The organism is Vogesella sp. EB (assembly GCF_001037925.1).
Lineage (GTDB): Bacteria > Pseudomonadota > Gammaproteobacteria > Burkholderiales > Chromobacteriaceae > Vogesella > Vogesella indigofera.
The window spans coordinates 107,561-124,403 of record NZ_LFDT01000007.1 but is presented as its reverse complement, the minus strand read 5'-3'; the positions used below and the strand labels follow the sequence as shown (position 1 = coordinate 124,403).

Here is a 16,843-nt window from a genome sequence, read left to right as displayed (position 1 = left end):
GGCGTCAGCCGTTTTCCGCTTTGTTTTTTAGAGATACAACGGGAGTAATCATGATTAATGACGTGAAAAAATCGGCCGAGCACAAGATGCAAAAGACCCTCGAAACCTTCAAGGCAGACCTTGCCAAGGTGCGTACCGGTCGTGCCCATACCGGTCTGCTCGATCACGTCATGGTGGAATACTATGGCAGTGACGTGCCGGTCAACCAGGTGGCCAACGTGACCCTGATCGACGCCCGTACCATCGGCGTGCAGCCGTGGGAAAAGAACATGGCCGGCAAGATCGAAAAGGCCATTCGCGACTGTGATTTGGGCCTGAATCCGGCCAGCATGGGTGACCTGATCCGCGTGCCGATGCCGATGCTGACCGAAGAGCGTCGCCGCGATCTGATCAAGGTGGTACGCAGTGAAGCCGAAGGCGCGCGCGTGTCGGTACGCAATGTGCGCCGTGACTCCAATAACGACTTCAAGAACCTGCTCAAGGACAAGGCCATCACCGAGGACGAAGAGCGCCGTGGCCAGGACGAAATCCAGAAGCTGACCGACAAGTATACCGCCGAGATCGACAAGGCACTGGCGACCAAAGAAGCCGAACTGCTGGCCGTATAAGGGGTATCGCTTGTTCGCGAGTTCCACGCAGGATGTGCCCGAGGTACGGCCCGTACCCCGGCATATCGCCATCATCATGGATGGCAACGGCCGCTGGGCCAAGAAGCGCTTTCTGCCGCGCGTTGCCGGCCACAAGCGCGGGCTGGAGGCGGTACGCGACACCATCAAGGCCTGTGCCGAGCTGGGCGTCGAATACCTGACCCTGTTCGCGTTTTCCACCGAAAACTGGCGCCGCCCGCCGGATGAGGTCAGCTTCCTGATGGGGCTGTTCATGACCGCGCTGGAGCGCGAGGTGGACAAACTGCACCGCAACAACATCCGCCTGCACGTGATCGGTTCGCGCGAACGCTTCTCCGCCGAAATCGTCGAGCGCATCGAGCGGGCCGAGACGCGTACCGCCGGCAATGCCGGGCTGGTGCTGACCATCGCCGCCGACTACGGCGGTCGCTGGGACGTGATGCAGGCGGCCAACCGGTTGCTGGCACAAGGCGCAACCCGGCTGGACGAGGCCGCCCTTGCGGCCAACCTGTCGATGGCCTACGCCCCAGAGCCGGACCTGTTCATCCGTACCGGTGGCGAGCAGCGCATCAGCAATTTCCTGCTGTGGCAGCTGGCCTATACCGAGTTGTTCTTTACCGATTTGCTGTGGCCGGATTTCGATGCGCAGGCATTGACCTCGGCGGTGGCATCGTTCCGGTCTCGTGAGCGCCGTTTCGGCCGTACCAGCGAGCAACTGCCCGAAACCCAACGCCGAGGCTGAGTCATGCTCAAGACGCGTATTCTGACGGCGCTGGTGCTGCTTCCGCTGATGCTGGCGGCGCTGTTCCTGTTCAATGGCGTGGCCTGGGCCGGTTTTTCCTGGCTGATCATCGTGCTGGCGCTGTGGGAGTTCGCCCGCATGGCCCGCCTTGATGGTGCCGTACGCTACGCCTATCTGGCGGTATCGACCGTGGTGGCCGCTGGTCTGTGGCTGCAGGGCTTTGTCGCACCAGCGGCGCTGATGGCGCTGTCGCTGCTGGTGTGGCTGCTGCTGGCACCGTGCTGGCTGGCCAAACGTTGGCCGCTGCCCAGCGGCTGGCCGGCGATGCTGCTGGGCTGGCTGCTGCTGTTTCCGGCGTGGTTCGCGTTCCTGGCATGGCGGCCGCAATCTACCGTCGCCGATGGCCTGCAGTTGCTGGCGGTGATGGGACTGGTGTGGGTGGCCGACATCTCTGCCTATTTTGCCGGCAAGGCCTTTGGCAAGCACAAACTGGCACCGACGATCAGTCCCGGCAAGAGCTGGGAAGGAGTCGCCGGCGCGGTGGTCGGCGTCTCGCTGTACAGCTGGCTGGTGACACAATGGGGCTGGCTCAACGTGCCGCTGTCGCCGTTATGGCTGCTGCCGCTGGCGATCGGCCTGACCGCGGTCAGCGTGGTCGGCGACCTGCTAGAGTCCTGGTTCAAGCGCAGCGCCGGCGTCAAGGACAGCAGCCAGCTGCTGCCGGGTCATGGCGGGGTGTACGACCGTATTGATAGCCTGATTGCCGTGCTGGCGGTGTCCCATGCGCTCCGTCTTTTGCTGGTCTGAATCATGAACCGTTCTCAAGGTATTACCGTACTTGGCGCCACCGGCAGCATCGGCGTCAATACCCTCGACGTGGTGGCTTGCCACCCCGGGCGTTATCACGTGGTGGCGCTGACCGCGCATCGCCAGGTCGACAAGCTGTTTGCGCAGTGCCTGCAGTTCCGCCCCTTGCTGGCGGTGGTGGCCGATGCGTCGGCCGCCAGCCAGTTGCAGCAGCGGCTGCGTGACGCGGCGTGTCCGACCGAAGTGGCTTACGGCGAGGCGGCGCTGGAAGTGGCGGCGACCCTGCCGGAGGCGGACATGGTGATGGCGGCCATTGTCGGTGCCGCCGGCCTGCGGCCAACGTTGGCCGCGGCGCGACTGGGCAAGCGCATCCTGCTGGCGAACAAGGAGTCGCTGGTCGTTGCCGGCGAGCTGTTCATGCGCACCGTGCGCGACAGCGGCGCCGAACTGCTGCCGGTGGACAGCGAGCACAACGCGCTGTTCCAGGCCTTGCCGGCGGCCTATGACGGCAACCTCGATCGCAATGGCATCGAGCAGCTGATCCTGACCGCGTCCGGCGGCCCGTTCCGCCAGCGCGATGCGGCCAGCCTGCGCCACGTCACGCCCGACGACGCCTGCAATCATCCGAACTGGGTGATGGGGCGCAAGATTTCCGTCGACTCCGCCACCCTGATGAACAAGGGGCTGGAAGTGATCGAGGCGCACTGGCTGTTCAATGCCCCGGCCGACCGTATCGACGTGGTGGTGCATCCGCAAAGCGTGATCCACTCCATGGTGCGCTACAAGGACGGCTCGGTATTGGCGCAGCTGGGTTCGCCCGACATGCGCACGCCGATCGCCTACGCGATGGGCTGGCCGGAGCGTATTGCTGCACCGGTGAAGGCTCTGGACTTCCTGGCCCTGTCCGGGCTGACGTTCGAGGCGCCGGACCTGCAGCGCTTCCCCTGCCTGCGGCTGGCGTTCGATGCCTTGCGCGCCGGTGGTGCTGCCTCGGCGGTGCTCAATGCTGCCAACGAGATCGCCGTCGAGGCCTTCCTGCAGCAGCGCATTGCCTTTCTCGATATTCCCAATCTGGTGGAGCGTGCGCTGCAAACGCAGGACCTGTCCGCCTGCCACGAGCTGGAGGCCCTGCTGCAGCGTGACGCGGATACCCGTCGCCAGGTGCAGGCCTGGGTGGCCGCATAATGGCCTTGCTGGCCTTCCTGCTGGTGATCGGGGTGCTGGTCACCTTTCACGAGTTTGGCCACTATGTCGCCGCCCGTTATTGCGGGGTCAAGGTGCTGGAGTTTTCCATCGGCTTCGGCAAGCCGCTCTTGACCTGGCAACGCGGTGAAACCAGCTGGAAGATCGGCTGGATTCCGCTGGGCGGCTTCGTGCGCATGCTCGACAGTCGCGAGGCAGCGGTGTCGGCAGCTGATTTGCCGCGTGCCTTCAACCAGCGTCCGCCGTGGCAGAAAATCCTGATTTCGATTGCTGGGCCGCTGGCCAACCTGCTGCTGGCGGTGTTGCTGTTCTTTGTGGTGATGCAGGGCGAGCAGACCCGTCTGCTGCCGTACATCGGCAGCGTTGCGCCACAGTCGGCGGCGGCAGCGGCCGGCGTGCTGCCCGGTGACCACATCCGTGCGGTTAACGATACCGAGATCGCCGACTGGCACGCACTGCGTGGCGGACTCAGCGACGCCATCGCCCTTGATGGCCGCATGGTGCTGTACATCGCCCGTGACGGCGTGGACATGACGCTGGCGGTGGATTTGCCGGCATTCGGCCTGCAACAGCTCAACGAGCAGAGCCTCGCCCGGCTCGGCTTGTCGCCACTGCGTTACCATCTGGCACTGGGCGAGCTGGCGCCGGATGGCGCGGCGGCGCGGGCCGGTCTGCGCCAGGGTGACCGCCTGCTGGGCGCGGATGGCCAGCCGCTGGCATCGTGGCCGGCGTGGGTCAGCTATGTGCAGGCCCGTCCCGGGCAGGCCATTCGCTTGCGCATCCAGCGCAACGGCCAGTTGCGTGAGGTGGTGCTGACGCCGGACAGCAGCGAGCGCAATGGGCAAAAGGTTGGCCGCATCGGTGCCGGCGCGCTGCCCGATGTGGCGTGGCAGCAAAAAATCGAGCAGCAGGTCACAGTGGGGGCGGGCGAGGCGTTGCAGCAGGCGCTGGCACGCACGGCTAGCCTCATGGCATCCAGTTTGCGTATGATTGGCGCGATGTTTACCGGTACGGTGGCGCTGGAAGCGCTGAGCGGGCCGTTGACCATCGCCGACTACGCCGGCAAGAGCGCCGATCTGGGGTTGGTGCCGCTGCTGGAATTCATGGCGCTGATCAGCGTCAGTCTGGGGGTATTCAACCTGTTACCGGTGCCGGTGCTGGATGGCGGGCACTTGCTGTATCATGTCGCGGAGTGGATACGCGGGCGACCGTTGCCCGATCGAGTATATGAAATCGGTCAGCGTTTGGGGATGGCTTTCATCATGACAGTCATGTTGCTGGCCCTGTTCAATGACTTCGGCCGGCTTTTTGCCGGCTAGGATTATAAAAACCATGAACAAACGCTTTCTTGTGGCGGCACTTGCCGCCACTTTCCTGTCGCCGGCCTGGGCTGCCGACAGTTTTGTGATCAAGGATATTCGCGTTGAAGGTCTGCAACGTACCGAGCCCGGTACCGTATTCAGCTACCTTCCGCTCAAGGTGGGGGATACCTTCACCCAGCAGCAAGCCGCCGATGCCATCAAGGCACTGTTCGCCACCGGCTTCTTCAACGACGTGCGCATCGAGACTGAGGGCGATGTGCTGATCCTGGCGGTCAGCGAGCGCCCGGTGATCGCGCAGTTGCAGATCAATGGCGCCAAGGAATTCAGCAAGGACCAGCTGGTCAAGGCACTGAAGGACAACGGCCTCGCCGAGTCGCGCATCTTTGATCAGGGCTTGCTCGACCAGGCGGTACAGGAACTGAAACGCCAGTATTTCAGCAAGGGCAAGTACTCGGTGGAGATCCAGCCGCAACTGACGCGACTGGAGCGTAACCGTGTGGCGGTGACGCTGGACATCGTGGAAGGCATTACCGCCAAGATCCGCGATATCCGCATCGTCGGTGCCAAGGCGTTCGAGCAGGATGAACTGCTGGAAGAAATGGCGCTGACCCCGTCGGGCTGGCTGTCGTGGCTGTCGCGTTCCGACCAGTATTCGCGCCAGCAGCTGTCTGCCGACCTGGAGAAGCTGCGTGCCTTCTACCAGAACCAGGGGTACGTCGAGTTCAATATCGAATCGACACAGGTGGCGATCAGTGCAGACAAGAAGGACATGTTCGTCACCGTCAACATCCGCGAGGGCGAGCAGTTCCGCATTGCCGATGTCCGTCTCGGCGGCGACCTGAAACTGCCGGAAGCCGAGCTGCGCAAGCTGCTGCTGGTGAAGCAGGGCGACCTGTTCAACCGTGAGCAGGTCAACGAAACCGTGACCGCGCTGTCCGACCGGCTGGGGGCGGAAGGCTATGCCTTCGCCAACGTCAACGTCGCTCCGGAAGTGGACGCCAAGACCAAACAGGTGACGCTGACCTTCTTCGTCGACCCGGGTCGTCTCACCTCGGTACGTCGGGTCAGCATCGCCGGCAACACCCGTACCCGTGACGAGGTGATCCGCCGCGAGTTGCGCCAGCTGGAAAGCGCGCAATACAACGGCGAGGGCGTCAAGCGCAGCAAGGAGCGTCTGGAGTTGCTCGGCTACTTCGAAAGCGTCAACATCGAAACCCCGCCGGTGGTTGATACCCCGGACCAGGTGGACATGAACGTGACGGTGAAGGAGCGCCCGACCGGCTCCATCCAGGCCGGTATCGGCTTTGCCCAGGGCGATGGCCTGCAGCTGAGCGCCTCGGTATCGCAGGCCAACGTGCTGGGTTCCGGCAAGTCGCTGTCGGTGAGTTTTGCCAACGGCAAGACCAGCAAGAACGCGTCGATCTCGTTTACCGATCCGTACTACACCGTCGATGGCGTCAGTCTTGGCTACGACCTGTACAGCCGCAGCTACAATCCGCAAAAAGCGGACCGCGCACAGTACAGTACCAAGACCACCGGTCTGGCCGCCCGCTTCGGGGTGCCGATCACCGAGTACGATCGTATCAGCTTCAGCTTCGGCGCTGAAAACACCACCATCAAGCTGTACGAAGACAGTCCGCAGCGCTACGAGGATTTTGTTGGTCAGTACGGAGCCAGCAACATGACCGTGCTGGCCTCTGCCGGCTGGTCGCGTGATACCCGTGATAGCGCCTTGTGGCCGACGCGCGGTGCCAGCATGAGCGTGTACGCCGATGCTGGCCTGCCGGGCGGCGACATCCAGTATTACCGCCTGTCGCACAACCAGACCTGGTTCTGGCCGCTGTCGAAGAACTACACGCTGGCGCTGGGTGGCGAAATCGGTATGGCCAACGGCTATGGCCGGACCAGCCGCTTGCCGTTCTTCCAGAACTACTACATCGGCGGTATCGGCTCGGTGCGCGGCTACGACAACGGCAGCCTCGGCCCGCTGGACAGCAATGGCGATGCCCTGGGCGGTACTCGCAAGCTGTCCTTCTCGGCAGAACTGCTGTTCCCGTTCCCCGGCATGAAGGATAATCGCAGCCTGCGCAGCAGTGTGTTCTTCGATGGTGGCACGCTGTGGGATGACAAGGACACATCGGTAACTGCATCGAGCGGCGCGCGCTACTCGACCGGTCTGGCGCTGTCGTGGTTGTCGCCGGTGGGACCGATGAAGTTCAGCTACGCGTTCCCGATTGGCAGCAAAGAAACCGACAAGTTGCAGCGCTTCCAGTTTACATTGGGGCAGGTTTTCTAAGGATTCAGGGTGGCAAGAATGATGCTGAAGGCAGTGCTTTGCAGTGTTGGGCTGATGCTGGCGATGCCGGTGTCGGCGGCCGACTTCAAGATGGGCTACGTCAACACCGAGCGCGTTTATCGCGAGGCGGCACCGGCGGTCAATGCCCAGAAAAAATTGGAAAAGGAGTTCGCGGCGCGCGAGGCGGATCTGAAGCGCCTGGCGGCCAAGGGCAAGGAGCTGGAAGCCGGCATCGCCCGCAACAAGGTGCCGGAGGCCGAGCGCAAGGCGATGGAGCGTGATCTGGCCGCCACCGAGCGCGAGTATGCCGCCAAGATGCGCGACTTCCGCGACGACCTGAACCAGCGCCGAAACGAGGAGTTCGCGTCGGTGCAGGAGCGGGCCAACCGCATCATCAAGACCATCGCCGATCGCGAGCAGTACGACGTGATCCTGCAGGATGTGGTGTATGTCAGCCCCAGGCATGACATTACCGGCAAGGTCCTGAAAGAGCTGGAAAAGTAGGCCGGCACGGTCCGCCTTGTTACCTGAAGCCGACTCGCGTCGGCTTCATTTTTGATGCATACCATGAAACTATCTGCAATTGTGGCCGCCCTGGGCGGCGAGCTGCGTGGCGACGATCGCGAGATCCAGCGTCTGGCGCCGATGGATGAGGCCGGGGCGAGTGACATCACCTTTCTGGCCAATCCCAAGTACCGCAGTCAGCTGGCGTCCAGCGCAGCCGCGGCGGTGATCGTGAAGCCGGCGCTGGCGGAAGAGGCGACCAAGGTTGGCCGCAGCCTGATCCTGGCTGCGGACCCGTACCTGTATTTTGCCAAGGTGGCGCGGCTGTTCAGCCCGCTGCCACCGGCGCAGGGCGGCATACACCCGCGCGCGGTGGTGGCCGACGGCTGCCGCATCGCCGCCAGCAGTGAGGTGCGCGAGCTGGTCAGCATCGGCCGCAACGTGACCATCGGCGAGCGCTGCATCCTGCATCCCGGCGTGGTGATCGGTGACGATGTCAGCCTCGGCGACGACGTGGTGCTCTATCCCAATGTGGTCGTCTATCACGGCTGCCGTCTTGGCTCGCGGGTGATGGTACACGCCGGCGCGGTGATCGGTGCCGACGGCTTCGGCCTCGCCTGGAACAGTGACCGCTGGTTCAAGATTCCGCAAACCGGCGTGGTGGTGATCGCCGACGATGTCGAAATCGGCGCCAATACCACCATCGACCGCGGTGCGCTGTCCGATACCGTGATCGGCGAAGGTGCCAAGCTCGACAACCAGATCCAGATTGCCCACAACGTGACGGTCGGCGCCCACACCGCGATGGCCGGTTGCGCCGCGGTGGCCGGCAGCACCCGCATCGGTGCGCGCTGCACCATCGGTGGCGCCGCGCGCATCATCGGCCATCTGGAGATCGCCGACGGCACCCATGTCGGCGCCGGTACCCTGATTTCCAAATCCATCCGCAAGGCGGATGCCTACACCGCGGTCTACCCGATGGCGACGCACAAGGAGTGGCTGGCCAATGCCGCCCATGTCCGCCATCTGGACGACCTGGTGACCCGTGTCAAACAACTTGAAAAAGCGCTGAGTACAGCGCAACAGAATAAGGACTGAACAGAATGACTGAAGCCGTATCTGCCGAAAACTGCGCCGTATCGATCGATGTCCGCGAGATCATGCGTTACCTGCCGCACCGTTACCCGTTCCTGCTGGTAGACCGCGTCACCGAGTTCGAGGCCAACAAGCGCATCAAGGCGCTGAAGAACGTCACCATCAACGAGCCGTTCTTCATGGGGCACTTCGAGCAGTATCCGGTAATGCCGGGCGTGCTGATCATCGAGGCGTTGGCGCAGGCTGCCGGCATCCTGTCGATCCGCAGCGTTGGTGAGCGTCCGGAAAACGAACTGTACTTCTTCGTCGGCATCGACAGCGCGCGCTTCAAGCGCCAGGTGGTGCCGGGCGACCAGCTGGTGCTGGAAGTGGAACAGCTGTCGATGAAGCGCGGCATTGCCAAATACAACGCCCGTGCCTTGGTCGACGGCCAGGTGGCGTGCGAGGCGCAGATCATGTGCGCAAAACGCGAGGTGTAAGCATGGCCATTCATCCGACTGCCATCATCGCTGACGGGGCGCAGATCGCTCCCGACGTCGAAATCGGCGCATACAGCATCATCGGCGCCAATGTCAGCATCGACAGCGGCACCTGGGTCGGCCCGCACGTGGTGATCGAAGGCCATACCCGCATCGGTAAGAACAACCGCATTTTCCAGTTCTGCTCGCTGGGTGCGATGCCGCAGGACAAGAAGTATGCGGGCGAGCCGACACGGCTGGAGATCGGTGACAACAACACCATCCGCGAATTCTGCACCTTCAACATCGGCACCGCGCAGGATGGCGGCGTGACCCGTATCGGCAACGACAACTGGATCATGGCCTATGTCCATCTGGCGCACGACTGCCAGGTCGGCAACCACACCATCTTCGCCAACAACGCGACGCTGGCCGGCCACGTGCACATCGGTGACTGGGTGATCTTGGGCGGCTTCACCAGCGTGCACCAGTTCTGCCATATCGGCGCCCACGCCATGACCGCGTTCTCCAGCGCGGTGGCGCAGGACGTGCCGCCGTACGTGATGGCGCACGGCAACCGTGCGGTGCCGTCCGGCATCAATGCCGAGGGCCTCAAGCGCCGCGGCTTTACCGCCGAGCAGATCCGCAACATCCGCAATGCCTACAAGTCGCTGTATCGCAAGGGCCTGTCGTTTGACGAGGCCAAGGCCGAGATCACGGCGCAGGCGGCGGAAGGCCGGGACGAGCTGGCGCTGTTCGTGCAATTCTTTGACACCGCAGGCCGGGGCATCATCCGTTAACCATGACTGACAAGCTGTTTGCCCGTCCGGCCAAGCTCAAGGTCGCCATGGTGGCCGGTGAAGCCTCCGGCGACCTGCTCGGCGCCCATCTGATGGATGCGCTGAAAGCGGCGCATCCCGACATCGCCTTCGCCGGCATCGGCGGCCCGCGCATGCTGGCGCGCGGCTTTGTCAGCCAGGTGTCGCAGGAGCGGCTGGCGGTGCGCGGTTATGTCGAGGTGCTGTCGCGCCTGCCCGAGCTGCTGCGTATCCGTCGTCGCCTGCGCGATACCCTGCTGGCGGAAAAACCGGACGTGTTCATCGGCATCGACGCGCCGGACTTCAACCTGCAGCTGGAAAAATGGCTGAAGCAGGCCGGCATCCCCACCGCGCACTATGTCAGTCCGTCGGTGTGGGCGTGGCGGCCGGAGCGGGTGGTGAAGATCGGCGAGTCGGCGGATCAGGTGCTGTGCCTGTTCCCGATGGAAAAGCCGCTGTACGACGCCGCCGGCGTCAACGCCACCTTTGTCGGCCATCCGCTGGCCGGCGAGATCGCGATGCAGCCGGACCGCGAGGCGATGCGCGACCAGCTCGGCCTGCCGCGCGACGTGCCGGTGTTTGCCTTGCTGCCGGGCAGCCGCAAGAGCGAGCTGGACTACATGGGCGGGCTATACATCGAGACCGCGCGCCTGCTGTTGCAGCAGTTCCCCGATGCGCAATTCCTGGTGCCGCTGGCGACGCGGCCAACCCTGGACCAGTTCGACCACCTGCTGTCCGAGCACAAGGCGTGGGACCTGCCGATCCGCAAGCTGATCGGCCACGCGCAGATGGCGATGATCGCCGCCGACGTGGTGCTGGTCACCAGCGGCACCGCGACGCTGGAAGTGGCGCTGACCAAGCGGCCGATGGTGATCAGCTACAAGCTGTCGTGGCTGACCTACCAGCTGGTCAAGCGCAAGCTGAAGCTGCCCTACGTCGGGCTGCCCAATATCCTCGCCAAGCGCTTCGTGGTGCCGGAGCTGCTGCAGCACGAGGCGACGCCGGCCAAACTGGCCGCGGCGGTGGCCAACCTGTACCAGAACACCGAGGCACGCGACGAGGTGATCAGCACCTTCACCGAGCTGCACCGCTCGCTGCAGCAGGATTCGGCGCGCCTGGCGGCGCAGGCCATCCTCAAGTTGGCCGCATGCTGATCTGTGGCGTGGACGAGGCCGGGCGCGGGCCGCTGATCGGCTCGGTGTTCACCGCCGCGGTGATCCTTGACCCGGCGCGGCCGATCGCCGGGCTGGCTGACTCCAAGAAGCTGAGCGAGGCCCGGCGCGAGGCGCTGGCGCTGGAAATCAGGGACAAGGCGCTGGCCTGGCACATCGCCTTTGCCTCGGCCGCCGAGATCGACCAGCTGAACATCTTCCAGGCCACCATGCTGGCGATGGTGCGCGCCGTCGACGGCCTGGCGATCACACCGGGTAAGGTGCTGATCGACGGCAACAAGATCCCGAAGACGCTGACGCTGCCGGCGGAAGCCATCGTCAAGGGCGACGCCAAGGTGCAGGAAATCTCCGCCGCCTCGATCCTGGCCAAGACCGCGCGCGATGCGGAAATGATCGCGCTTGACCGCCTGCATCCGCAGTATGGCTTCGCCCGCCACAAGGGCTATCCCACCGCCGAGCACCTGAAAGCCTTGCAGGAGTTGGGGGTGCTGGCCGAGCACCGCCGCAGCTTTGCCCCGGTGCGCGAGGCATTGGGGCTGGCACAGGGCAGCCTGTTTTAAGGTTGGCCGCATGCGCAAGACCAGTTTTCCTCCCGTCGTTGATGCCGACACCCGCCTGCTGATCCTCGGCTCGCTGCCGGGCGATGCCTCGCTGGCGGCGGCGCAGTACTACGCCCACCCGCGCAACCAGTTCTGGCGGCTGCTGTCGGCGATCGGCGCGGTGGAGCTGACCGCGCTGGCCTACCCGCAGCGGCTGGCGGCACTGCAGGCGCTGGGCATCGGCTTGTGGGACGTGGTGGCCTCGGCGCAGCGCCGCGGCAGCCTCGACAGCGACATCCGCGAGGTGGCATTCAACCCGTTGACCGAGCTGCTGGCAACGCTGCCGGCGCTGCAGGCGGTGGCCTTCAACGGCAAGACCGCCGCCAAGGCTGCGCCAACTTTGGCCGCCAGCGGCCTCGACATCCTGCTGTTGCCGTCGTCCAGCCCGGCGCTGACCACACCGTTCGAGAAAAAACTTGCCGAGTGGCAAGTGCTTGGCCGATATATCCTTCAATAATCAACCCGTTGCCGTACGCGCGGCGGGCCGGGAGGAAGGTCATGAACCACTACTGCATCTGGTTTGTCAGTCCCGATGATGCCGCCACCCGTCGTGCCGAGGTGACGCTGGACGGCACCATCCACAGCCATCGCGTGCTGGAGGAGATTGAGGCGCGTATCGCGCGCGACTGCGGCCTCAGCACCATCCTGATCACCCATTGGCAGCGCTTCGAGGAACCGCCGGCGACGCTGCCGCTGGAGCGCGCCGCCTGATCCGCCAAGCGGCGGATGTCCGCCTCGCCGCGTCTGTGAGAAGATGCGGCTTTCTCTTGTTCCGGTTTCCCATCATGCAAACAGTTGACCAAACCCGTGACTGGCTGCTTTCGCGTGCCCGTGTCGTCGATGCCATCGAGCAGGTGCCGCTGCTGGACGCTGCCGGTCGCGTGCTGGCGCGCGAGCTGGTCTCGCCACTGGACGTACCACCCCATGACAACAGCGCGATGGACGGCTACGCCGTGCGCGCCGCCGATGCGGCCAACGTTTTGCCGGTCAGCCAGCGCATCCCGGCCGGCGCCGTGCCGCAGGCACTGGCCGCCGCCAGCGCGGCGCGCATCTTTACCGGCGCGGTGATCCCGCCGCAGGCCGACGCGGTGGTGATGCAGGAGCAGGCCGAGGTGCAGGCGGACGGTAGCGTGCTGTTCACCGCGCCGGTACGCATCGGGCAGAACATCCGCCGCCGCGGCGAGGACATCGCCGTCGGCCAGCTGGTGCTGGCCTGCGGCCAACGTTTGCGCGATGCCGACCTCGGCGTCGCTGCCGCCATCGGCCAGCCGCAGCTGGCGGTGTTCCGCCGCCTGAAGGTGGCGGTGTTCTTCACCGGTGACGAGCTGGTGGAGCCGGGCGAAGCAGCGCCGGCCGGCAAGATCTACAACTCCAACCGCTACTGGCTGGTGCCGGCGCTGCGCCAGCTCGGCTGCGAGGTGATTGATCTGGGTATCATCGCCGACCGGCTGGACGCCACCCGCGCCGCGCTGCGCGATGCCGCCGCGCGTGCCGACGTGGTGATGACCTGCGGCGGGGTATCGGTGGGGGAGGAGGATCACGTCAAGGCGGCGGTGGAGGCCGAGGGCGAGCTGCAGCTGTGGAAAATCGCGATCAAGCCGGGCAAGCCGCTGGCCAGTGGCCGCATCGGCGACGCCGACTTCATCGGCCTGCCCGGCAACCCGGTGTCCGGCTATGTCACCTTTGCGGTGCTGGTGCGCGATTTCCTGCGCGCGCGCATGGGTGAGACGGTACAAGGTTGGCCGCAGCCGCGCCTGCTGCCGGCCGCCTTTGACTGGCTCAAGCCGGACCAGAAGCGCGAGGAATTCCTGCGCGTGCGCATCGTGGAACAGGACGGCCGCCAGCTGCTACAGCGTTTTGCCAACCAGGGTTCCGGAGTACTGACTTCCTGCGCCTGGGCCGACGGCCTGGTGCGCCTGCAGCCGGGGCAGAGCGTGCAGCCGGGTGACCTGTTGCCGGTGTATCCGCTGTGACCACGCTGCAATTCCTGCGCGACGGACAGCCGCTGGCCGAGGTCGACGCCAGCACCGGCGACCTGCTGATCGACGTGGCGCGCTTTCACGAGGTGCCGCTGCACTGGCGCTGCGGGCAGGGCACCTGTGGCACCTGCGCGGTGCACATCGCGCACGCCGGCCAGCCGGCCACAGTCAAGGTTGGCCGCAAGGAGCGCAATGTGCTGCTGCGGGCCGGCTTGATCGACGCCGCGCAGGCGGCGGCCGACACCTGGCCGGACACGCCGCAGACGGTGCGGCTGGCCTGTCATCTGCTGGTCACCGATGCGCCTTGGCAGATCACGCTGCCACAAGATAGTTAAGCCGCTCCCGCCAAAGCCGCGTACAATGCGCGGCTATTTTTATGTTGACGATTCAAGAGGATACGGCGATGGCCAAGAAAAAAGACCACGATCTGGACGACGAAACCCTGGCACTGCTGGCCTGGTGTGAAGAAGTCGAAGGCTTCCTGGTAGCCGGTGGTGCCACCCTGGCGCAGGCGCAGGAACACATCGAAGAACAGGCCGAGTGGTTTACCGACCAGTTCTACGACGGCCTGAGCCCGGAAGAAGCCGCCAAGGCGGCGCTGGCATGATCGAACGTGTGGCCGTGATCGACTTCGAAACCACCGGCATCACGCCGGGGCGGGAAGGGCGGGCCACGGAGATCGGCATCGTGATGCTGGAGGGTGGCGCCATCGTCGACCGTTTCCAGAGCCTGATGAATGCCGGTGTGCGCGTGCCGCCGATGATCGAGCAGCTGACCGGCATCAGCAATGCCATGTTGCGCACGGCACCGCCGGCGGCAAGCGTGATGCGCGATGCGGCCAACTTCGTCGGCCGTACTCCGCTGGTGGCACACAATGCCAGCTTCGACCGCAAGTTCTGGGATTTCGAGCTGGCGCAGTGCGGCCTGGCACGGACGCAGGACTTTGCCTGCACCCTGTTGCTGTCGCGCCGGCTGCTGCCGCAGGCGCCGGATCACAAGCTGGGCACGCTGACACGCTGGGCCGGGCTGCCTGCCACCGGCCGCGCCCACCGCGCGCTGGCCGATGCCGAAATGGCGGCCAACCTGCTGCTGCACCTCGGCCAGACCGTGGCCCGCGCCTGTCGCCAGCCGGTGAATCACGCCTTGCTGTGCAAACTGCAGGCTGTCACCGCAGCCAAGGTGCCGCAGTTCTTGCAGCAGCACTGAGAGCCTGTTTACGATCTGCTGCGACTTGACCTCAACGGGGCGATACGGCGTTAAAAGCGGCGGCGGCATGCTTGCTTATCTCTGGATAAAGCCGCTTCCTCAGCCGTTTTCGCCTTGTCTTGCGTGAGCGTGCGAGATCGTGAACACGCTCTGAGTCCTCAATGCAGCACCGGCCGGAAGCGCCCGGCAATGTGCTGCGCCATGCCGTCGGCCAGCACCTGTTTTTCCAGGAACACATGGCCGCGATGCTCGCTCTCCAGTAGCATGCCTTCCTCCTCGTTGCCGGTGCGCAGGATGACCTCGATCACCGGATTCAGGGTGCGGGCAATCTGGATCATCTGCCGGGTTTTGAAGATGTCCGGCGCGGTCACCACCAGCATGCTGGCGCGGGCGACATGCGCCTGGATCAGCACCGCCGCCTCGGCGGCATCGCCGCATACCGCCGGAATGTGGCTGGCGCGCAGCGCTTCGATCAGCTCGCGGTTCTCGTCGGCGACCACGTACGGGATCGCCAGCCGGTCGAGCTGGCTGGCGATGCGCTGCCCCACCTGACCGTAGCCCACCAGCACCACCTGGCCGCTGAGCAGCGCCTGGTCGACCGACATCGGCAGCTCGGCCAGCGGATCGTCGCGCCGTTCCAGCTTCTGTGCCAGCGGCGAGTGCCGGCGCAGCCAGTTCTGCAGCGGGGCAATGCAGCCAAACAGCGCGGCGTTGAGCGCGATCGAGATCAGTGCGCCGGCCAGGATCAGGCTTTGCCCGGCTGCCGACAGCAGGCCCAGGCTCATGCCGAGGCCGGCAAGAATGAAGGAAAACTCGCCGATCTGCGCCAGGCTGACGCCGACCGTCAGCGCGGTATTCAGCGGATAGCGGAACAGCAGCACCAGCGCGATGGCGGCAATGGTTTTCCCCAGCATGATGATGGCGACCACCGCCAGCACCTTCAGCGGCTCCTGCAGCAGGATCGCCGGATCGAACAGCATGCCCACTGACACGAAGAACAGCACCGAGAAGGCATCGCGCAGCGGCAGCGACTCGTCGGCGGCGCGGTGGCTGAACTCCGACTCGCGCATCATCATGCCAGCAAAGAAGGCGCCCAGTGCGAACGACACGTCGAACAGCTTGGCCGAGCCCAGTGCCACACACAGCGCCGCGGCGATCACGCACAGCGTGAACAGTTCGCGCGAACCAGTGCGCGCCACCAGCCACAGCAGCCGCGGAAACAGGCGGCGGCCGACGATCAGCATCAGCGCGATGAAGGCCGCGACCTTGGCCAGGGTGATCAGCAGCGTCATGCCCATGCCGTTGCTGGCGCCGCTCGCGGCCTCGCCGCCGAGCAGGCCGCTCAGTGGTGGCAGCAGTACCAGCACCAGCACCATGGCGAGGTCTTCGACGATCAGCCAGCCGACGGCGATGCGACCGTTGACGCTGTCCAGCACCCCCCGGTCCTCCAGCGCCCGTAGCAGCACCACGGTACTGGCCACCGACAGGCACAAGCCGAACACCAGAGCCTCACCCGCCGGCCAGCCCCAGTACAGGGCTGTCGCCGCTCCCAGCGCGGTGGCCACCGCGATCTGTACGATGGCGCCCGGCACCGAAATGCGCTTCACCGCCATCAGGTCCGACAGCGAGAAGTGCAGGCCGACGCCAAACATCAGCAACATCACGCCGATCTCGGCCAATTGACCGGCCAGCGCCACATCGGCAACAAAACCGGGCGTGGAAGGGCCGATCAGCACCCCCGCCAGCAAATAGCCGACCAGTGGTGGCATGGCCAGTCGGGTGGCGGCATAGCCGAACAGCATGGCCAGGCCCAGCCCGGCGGCGATAGTGGAGATCAGGGAGATATCGTGCGGCATCGCTTTCCTTTTATGAATCAAACAGTCAATGACAAGGATCGTTAACCCGGTGTAGTCCGGAAACGGGATGTTGGCCAGCGCGGATGCGGCCATATAGGCTGGCCCGGTTTACCTGGGTTGGCTATTGATTGACTATCTCAGTCTGACAAGTTCCTGAAAT

Annotated in this window: 19 protein-coding genes; 18 read left to right on the top strand and 1 reads right to left on the bottom strand. The window is 64.8% G+C overall.

From position 1 onward, the window contains the following. Positions 1–50: 50 nt before the first annotated feature. The 18 genes from frr to ACG97_RS06330 all read left to right on the top strand — a co-directional run bounded on the left by frr (position 51) and on the right by ACG97_RS06330 (position 14,827). Positions 51–608 (top strand): ribosome recycling factor, encoded by a 558-nt coding sequence (gene frr / locus ACG97_RS06415; RefSeq protein ID WP_047966508.1) that lies wholly within the window; start codon positions 51–53, stop codon positions 606–608. Between the two features lie 10 nt (positions 609–618). Further along, positions 619–1,368, top strand: a complete 750-nt coding sequence (uppS, locus tag ACG97_RS06410; protein ID WP_047966507.1) for a polyprenyl diphosphate synthase — start codon at positions 619–621, stop codon at positions 1,366–1,368. A gap of 3 nt (positions 1,369–1,371) precedes the next feature. Continuing rightward, the gene (locus ACG97_RS06405; RefSeq protein WP_047966506.1) at positions 1,372–2,175 is read left to right on the top strand and encodes a phosphatidate cytidylyltransferase; all 804 of its coding nucleotides are present in this window, start codon (positions 1,372–1,374) and stop codon (positions 2,173–2,175) included. 3 nt (positions 2,176–2,178) lie between these two features. Next, positions 2,179–3,360 carry a 1-deoxy-D-xylulose-5-phosphate reductoisomerase gene (ispC, locus tag ACG97_RS06400; protein ID WP_047966505.1) on the top strand — a complete coding sequence of 394 codons (1,182 nt, stop codon included), beginning with the start codon at positions 2,179–2,181 and terminating at the stop codon, positions 3,358–3,360. Then, positions 3,360–4,697 (top strand): RIP metalloprotease RseP, encoded by a 1,338-nt coding sequence (rseP, locus tag ACG97_RS06395; RefSeq protein WP_047966504.1) that lies wholly within the window; start codon positions 3,360–3,362, stop codon positions 4,695–4,697. Before ispC ends, rseP begins: the two co-directional genes overlap by 1 nt. Positions 4,698–4,710: 13 nt before the next feature. Further along, positions 4,711–6,996 carry an outer membrane protein assembly factor BamA gene (bamA, locus tag ACG97_RS06390; protein ID WP_047966503.1) on the top strand — a complete coding sequence of 762 codons (2,286 nt, stop codon included), beginning with the start codon at positions 4,711–4,713 and terminating at the stop codon, positions 6,994–6,996. An 18-nt stretch (positions 6,997–7,014) separates the two neighbouring features. Continuing rightward, entirely contained in the window at positions 7,015–7,500 is a 486-nt protein-coding gene (locus tag ACG97_RS06385; protein WP_047966502.1) for an OmpH family outer membrane protein, read from the top strand. 54 nt (positions 7,501–7,554) lie between these two features. Then, positions 7,555–8,598 (top strand): UDP-3-O-(3-hydroxymyristoyl)glucosamine N-acyltransferase, encoded by a 1,044-nt coding sequence (gene lpxD, locus ACG97_RS06380; RefSeq protein WP_047966501.1) that lies wholly within the window; start codon positions 7,555–7,557, stop codon positions 8,596–8,598. 5 nt (positions 8,599–8,603) lie between these two features. Continuing rightward, a complete protein-coding gene (gene fabZ / locus ACG97_RS06375) occupies positions 8,604–9,074 on the top strand; it encodes a 3-hydroxyacyl-ACP dehydratase FabZ (RefSeq protein ID WP_047966500.1) in 471 nt (156 codons plus the stop codon). Positions 9,075–9,076: 2 nt separating this feature from the next. Further along, the gene (gene lpxA, locus ACG97_RS06370; RefSeq protein ID WP_047966499.1) at positions 9,077–9,853 is read left to right on the top strand and encodes an acyl-ACP--UDP-N-acetylglucosamine O-acyltransferase; all 777 of its coding nucleotides are present in this window, start codon (positions 9,077–9,079) and stop codon (positions 9,851–9,853) included. Positions 9,854–9,855: 2 nt separating this feature from the next. Continuing rightward, positions 9,856–11,025 (top strand): lipid-A-disaccharide synthase, encoded by a 1,170-nt coding sequence (gene lpxB / locus ACG97_RS06365; RefSeq protein WP_047966498.1) that lies wholly within the window; start codon positions 9,856–9,858, stop codon positions 11,023–11,025. After that, on the top strand, positions 11,019–11,603 hold the full coding sequence (gene rnhB / locus ACG97_RS06360; RefSeq protein ID WP_202902708.1) for a ribonuclease HII: 585 nt from the start codon (positions 11,019–11,021) through the stop codon (positions 11,601–11,603). Before lpxB ends, rnhB begins: the two co-directional genes overlap by 7 nt. Positions 11,604–11,613: 10 nt before the next feature. Further along, the gene (locus ACG97_RS06355; protein ID WP_047966497.1) at positions 11,614–12,099 is read left to right on the top strand and encodes a DNA-deoxyinosine glycosylase; all 486 of its coding nucleotides are present in this window, start codon (positions 11,614–11,616) and stop codon (positions 12,097–12,099) included. Positions 12,100–12,140: 41 nt separating this feature from the next. Continuing rightward, the gene (locus tag ACG97_RS06350) at positions 12,141–12,353 is read left to right on the top strand and encodes a hypothetical protein (protein ID WP_047966496.1); all 213 of its coding nucleotides are present in this window, start codon (positions 12,141–12,143) and stop codon (positions 12,351–12,353) included. Positions 12,354–12,427: 74 nt separating this feature from the next. Continuing rightward, the gene (gene glp / locus ACG97_RS06345) at positions 12,428–13,615 is read left to right on the top strand and encodes a gephyrin-like molybdotransferase Glp (RefSeq protein ID WP_047966495.1); all 1,188 of its coding nucleotides are present in this window, start codon (positions 12,428–12,430) and stop codon (positions 13,613–13,615) included. Further along, positions 13,612–13,956, top strand: a complete 345-nt coding sequence (locus tag ACG97_RS06340) for a 2Fe-2S iron-sulfur cluster binding domain-containing protein (RefSeq protein ID WP_047966494.1) — start codon at positions 13,612–13,614, stop codon at positions 13,954–13,956. Before glp ends, ACG97_RS06340 begins: the two co-directional genes overlap by 4 nt. Positions 13,957–14,024: 68 nt before the next feature. Next, on the top strand, positions 14,025–14,228 hold the full coding sequence (locus ACG97_RS06335) for a hypothetical protein (RefSeq protein ID WP_047966493.1): 204 nt from the start codon (positions 14,025–14,027) through the stop codon (positions 14,226–14,228). Beyond that, positions 14,228–14,827: a PolC-type DNA polymerase III gene (locus tag ACG97_RS06330; RefSeq protein WP_047966544.1), complete on the top strand. Its 600-nt coding sequence runs from the start codon at positions 14,228–14,230 to the stop codon at positions 14,825–14,827. Before ACG97_RS06335 ends, ACG97_RS06330 begins: the two co-directional genes overlap by 1 nt. A gap of 158 nt (positions 14,828–14,985) precedes the next feature. Here ACG97_RS06330 and ybaL read toward each other — a convergent pair whose 3' ends face one another. After that, positions 14,986–16,683, bottom strand: a complete 1,698-nt coding sequence (ybaL, locus tag ACG97_RS06325) for a YbaL family putative K(+) efflux transporter (RefSeq protein ID WP_047966492.1) — start codon at positions 16,681–16,683, stop codon at positions 14,986–14,988. Between the last annotated feature and the right edge of the window lie 160 nt (positions 16,684–16,843).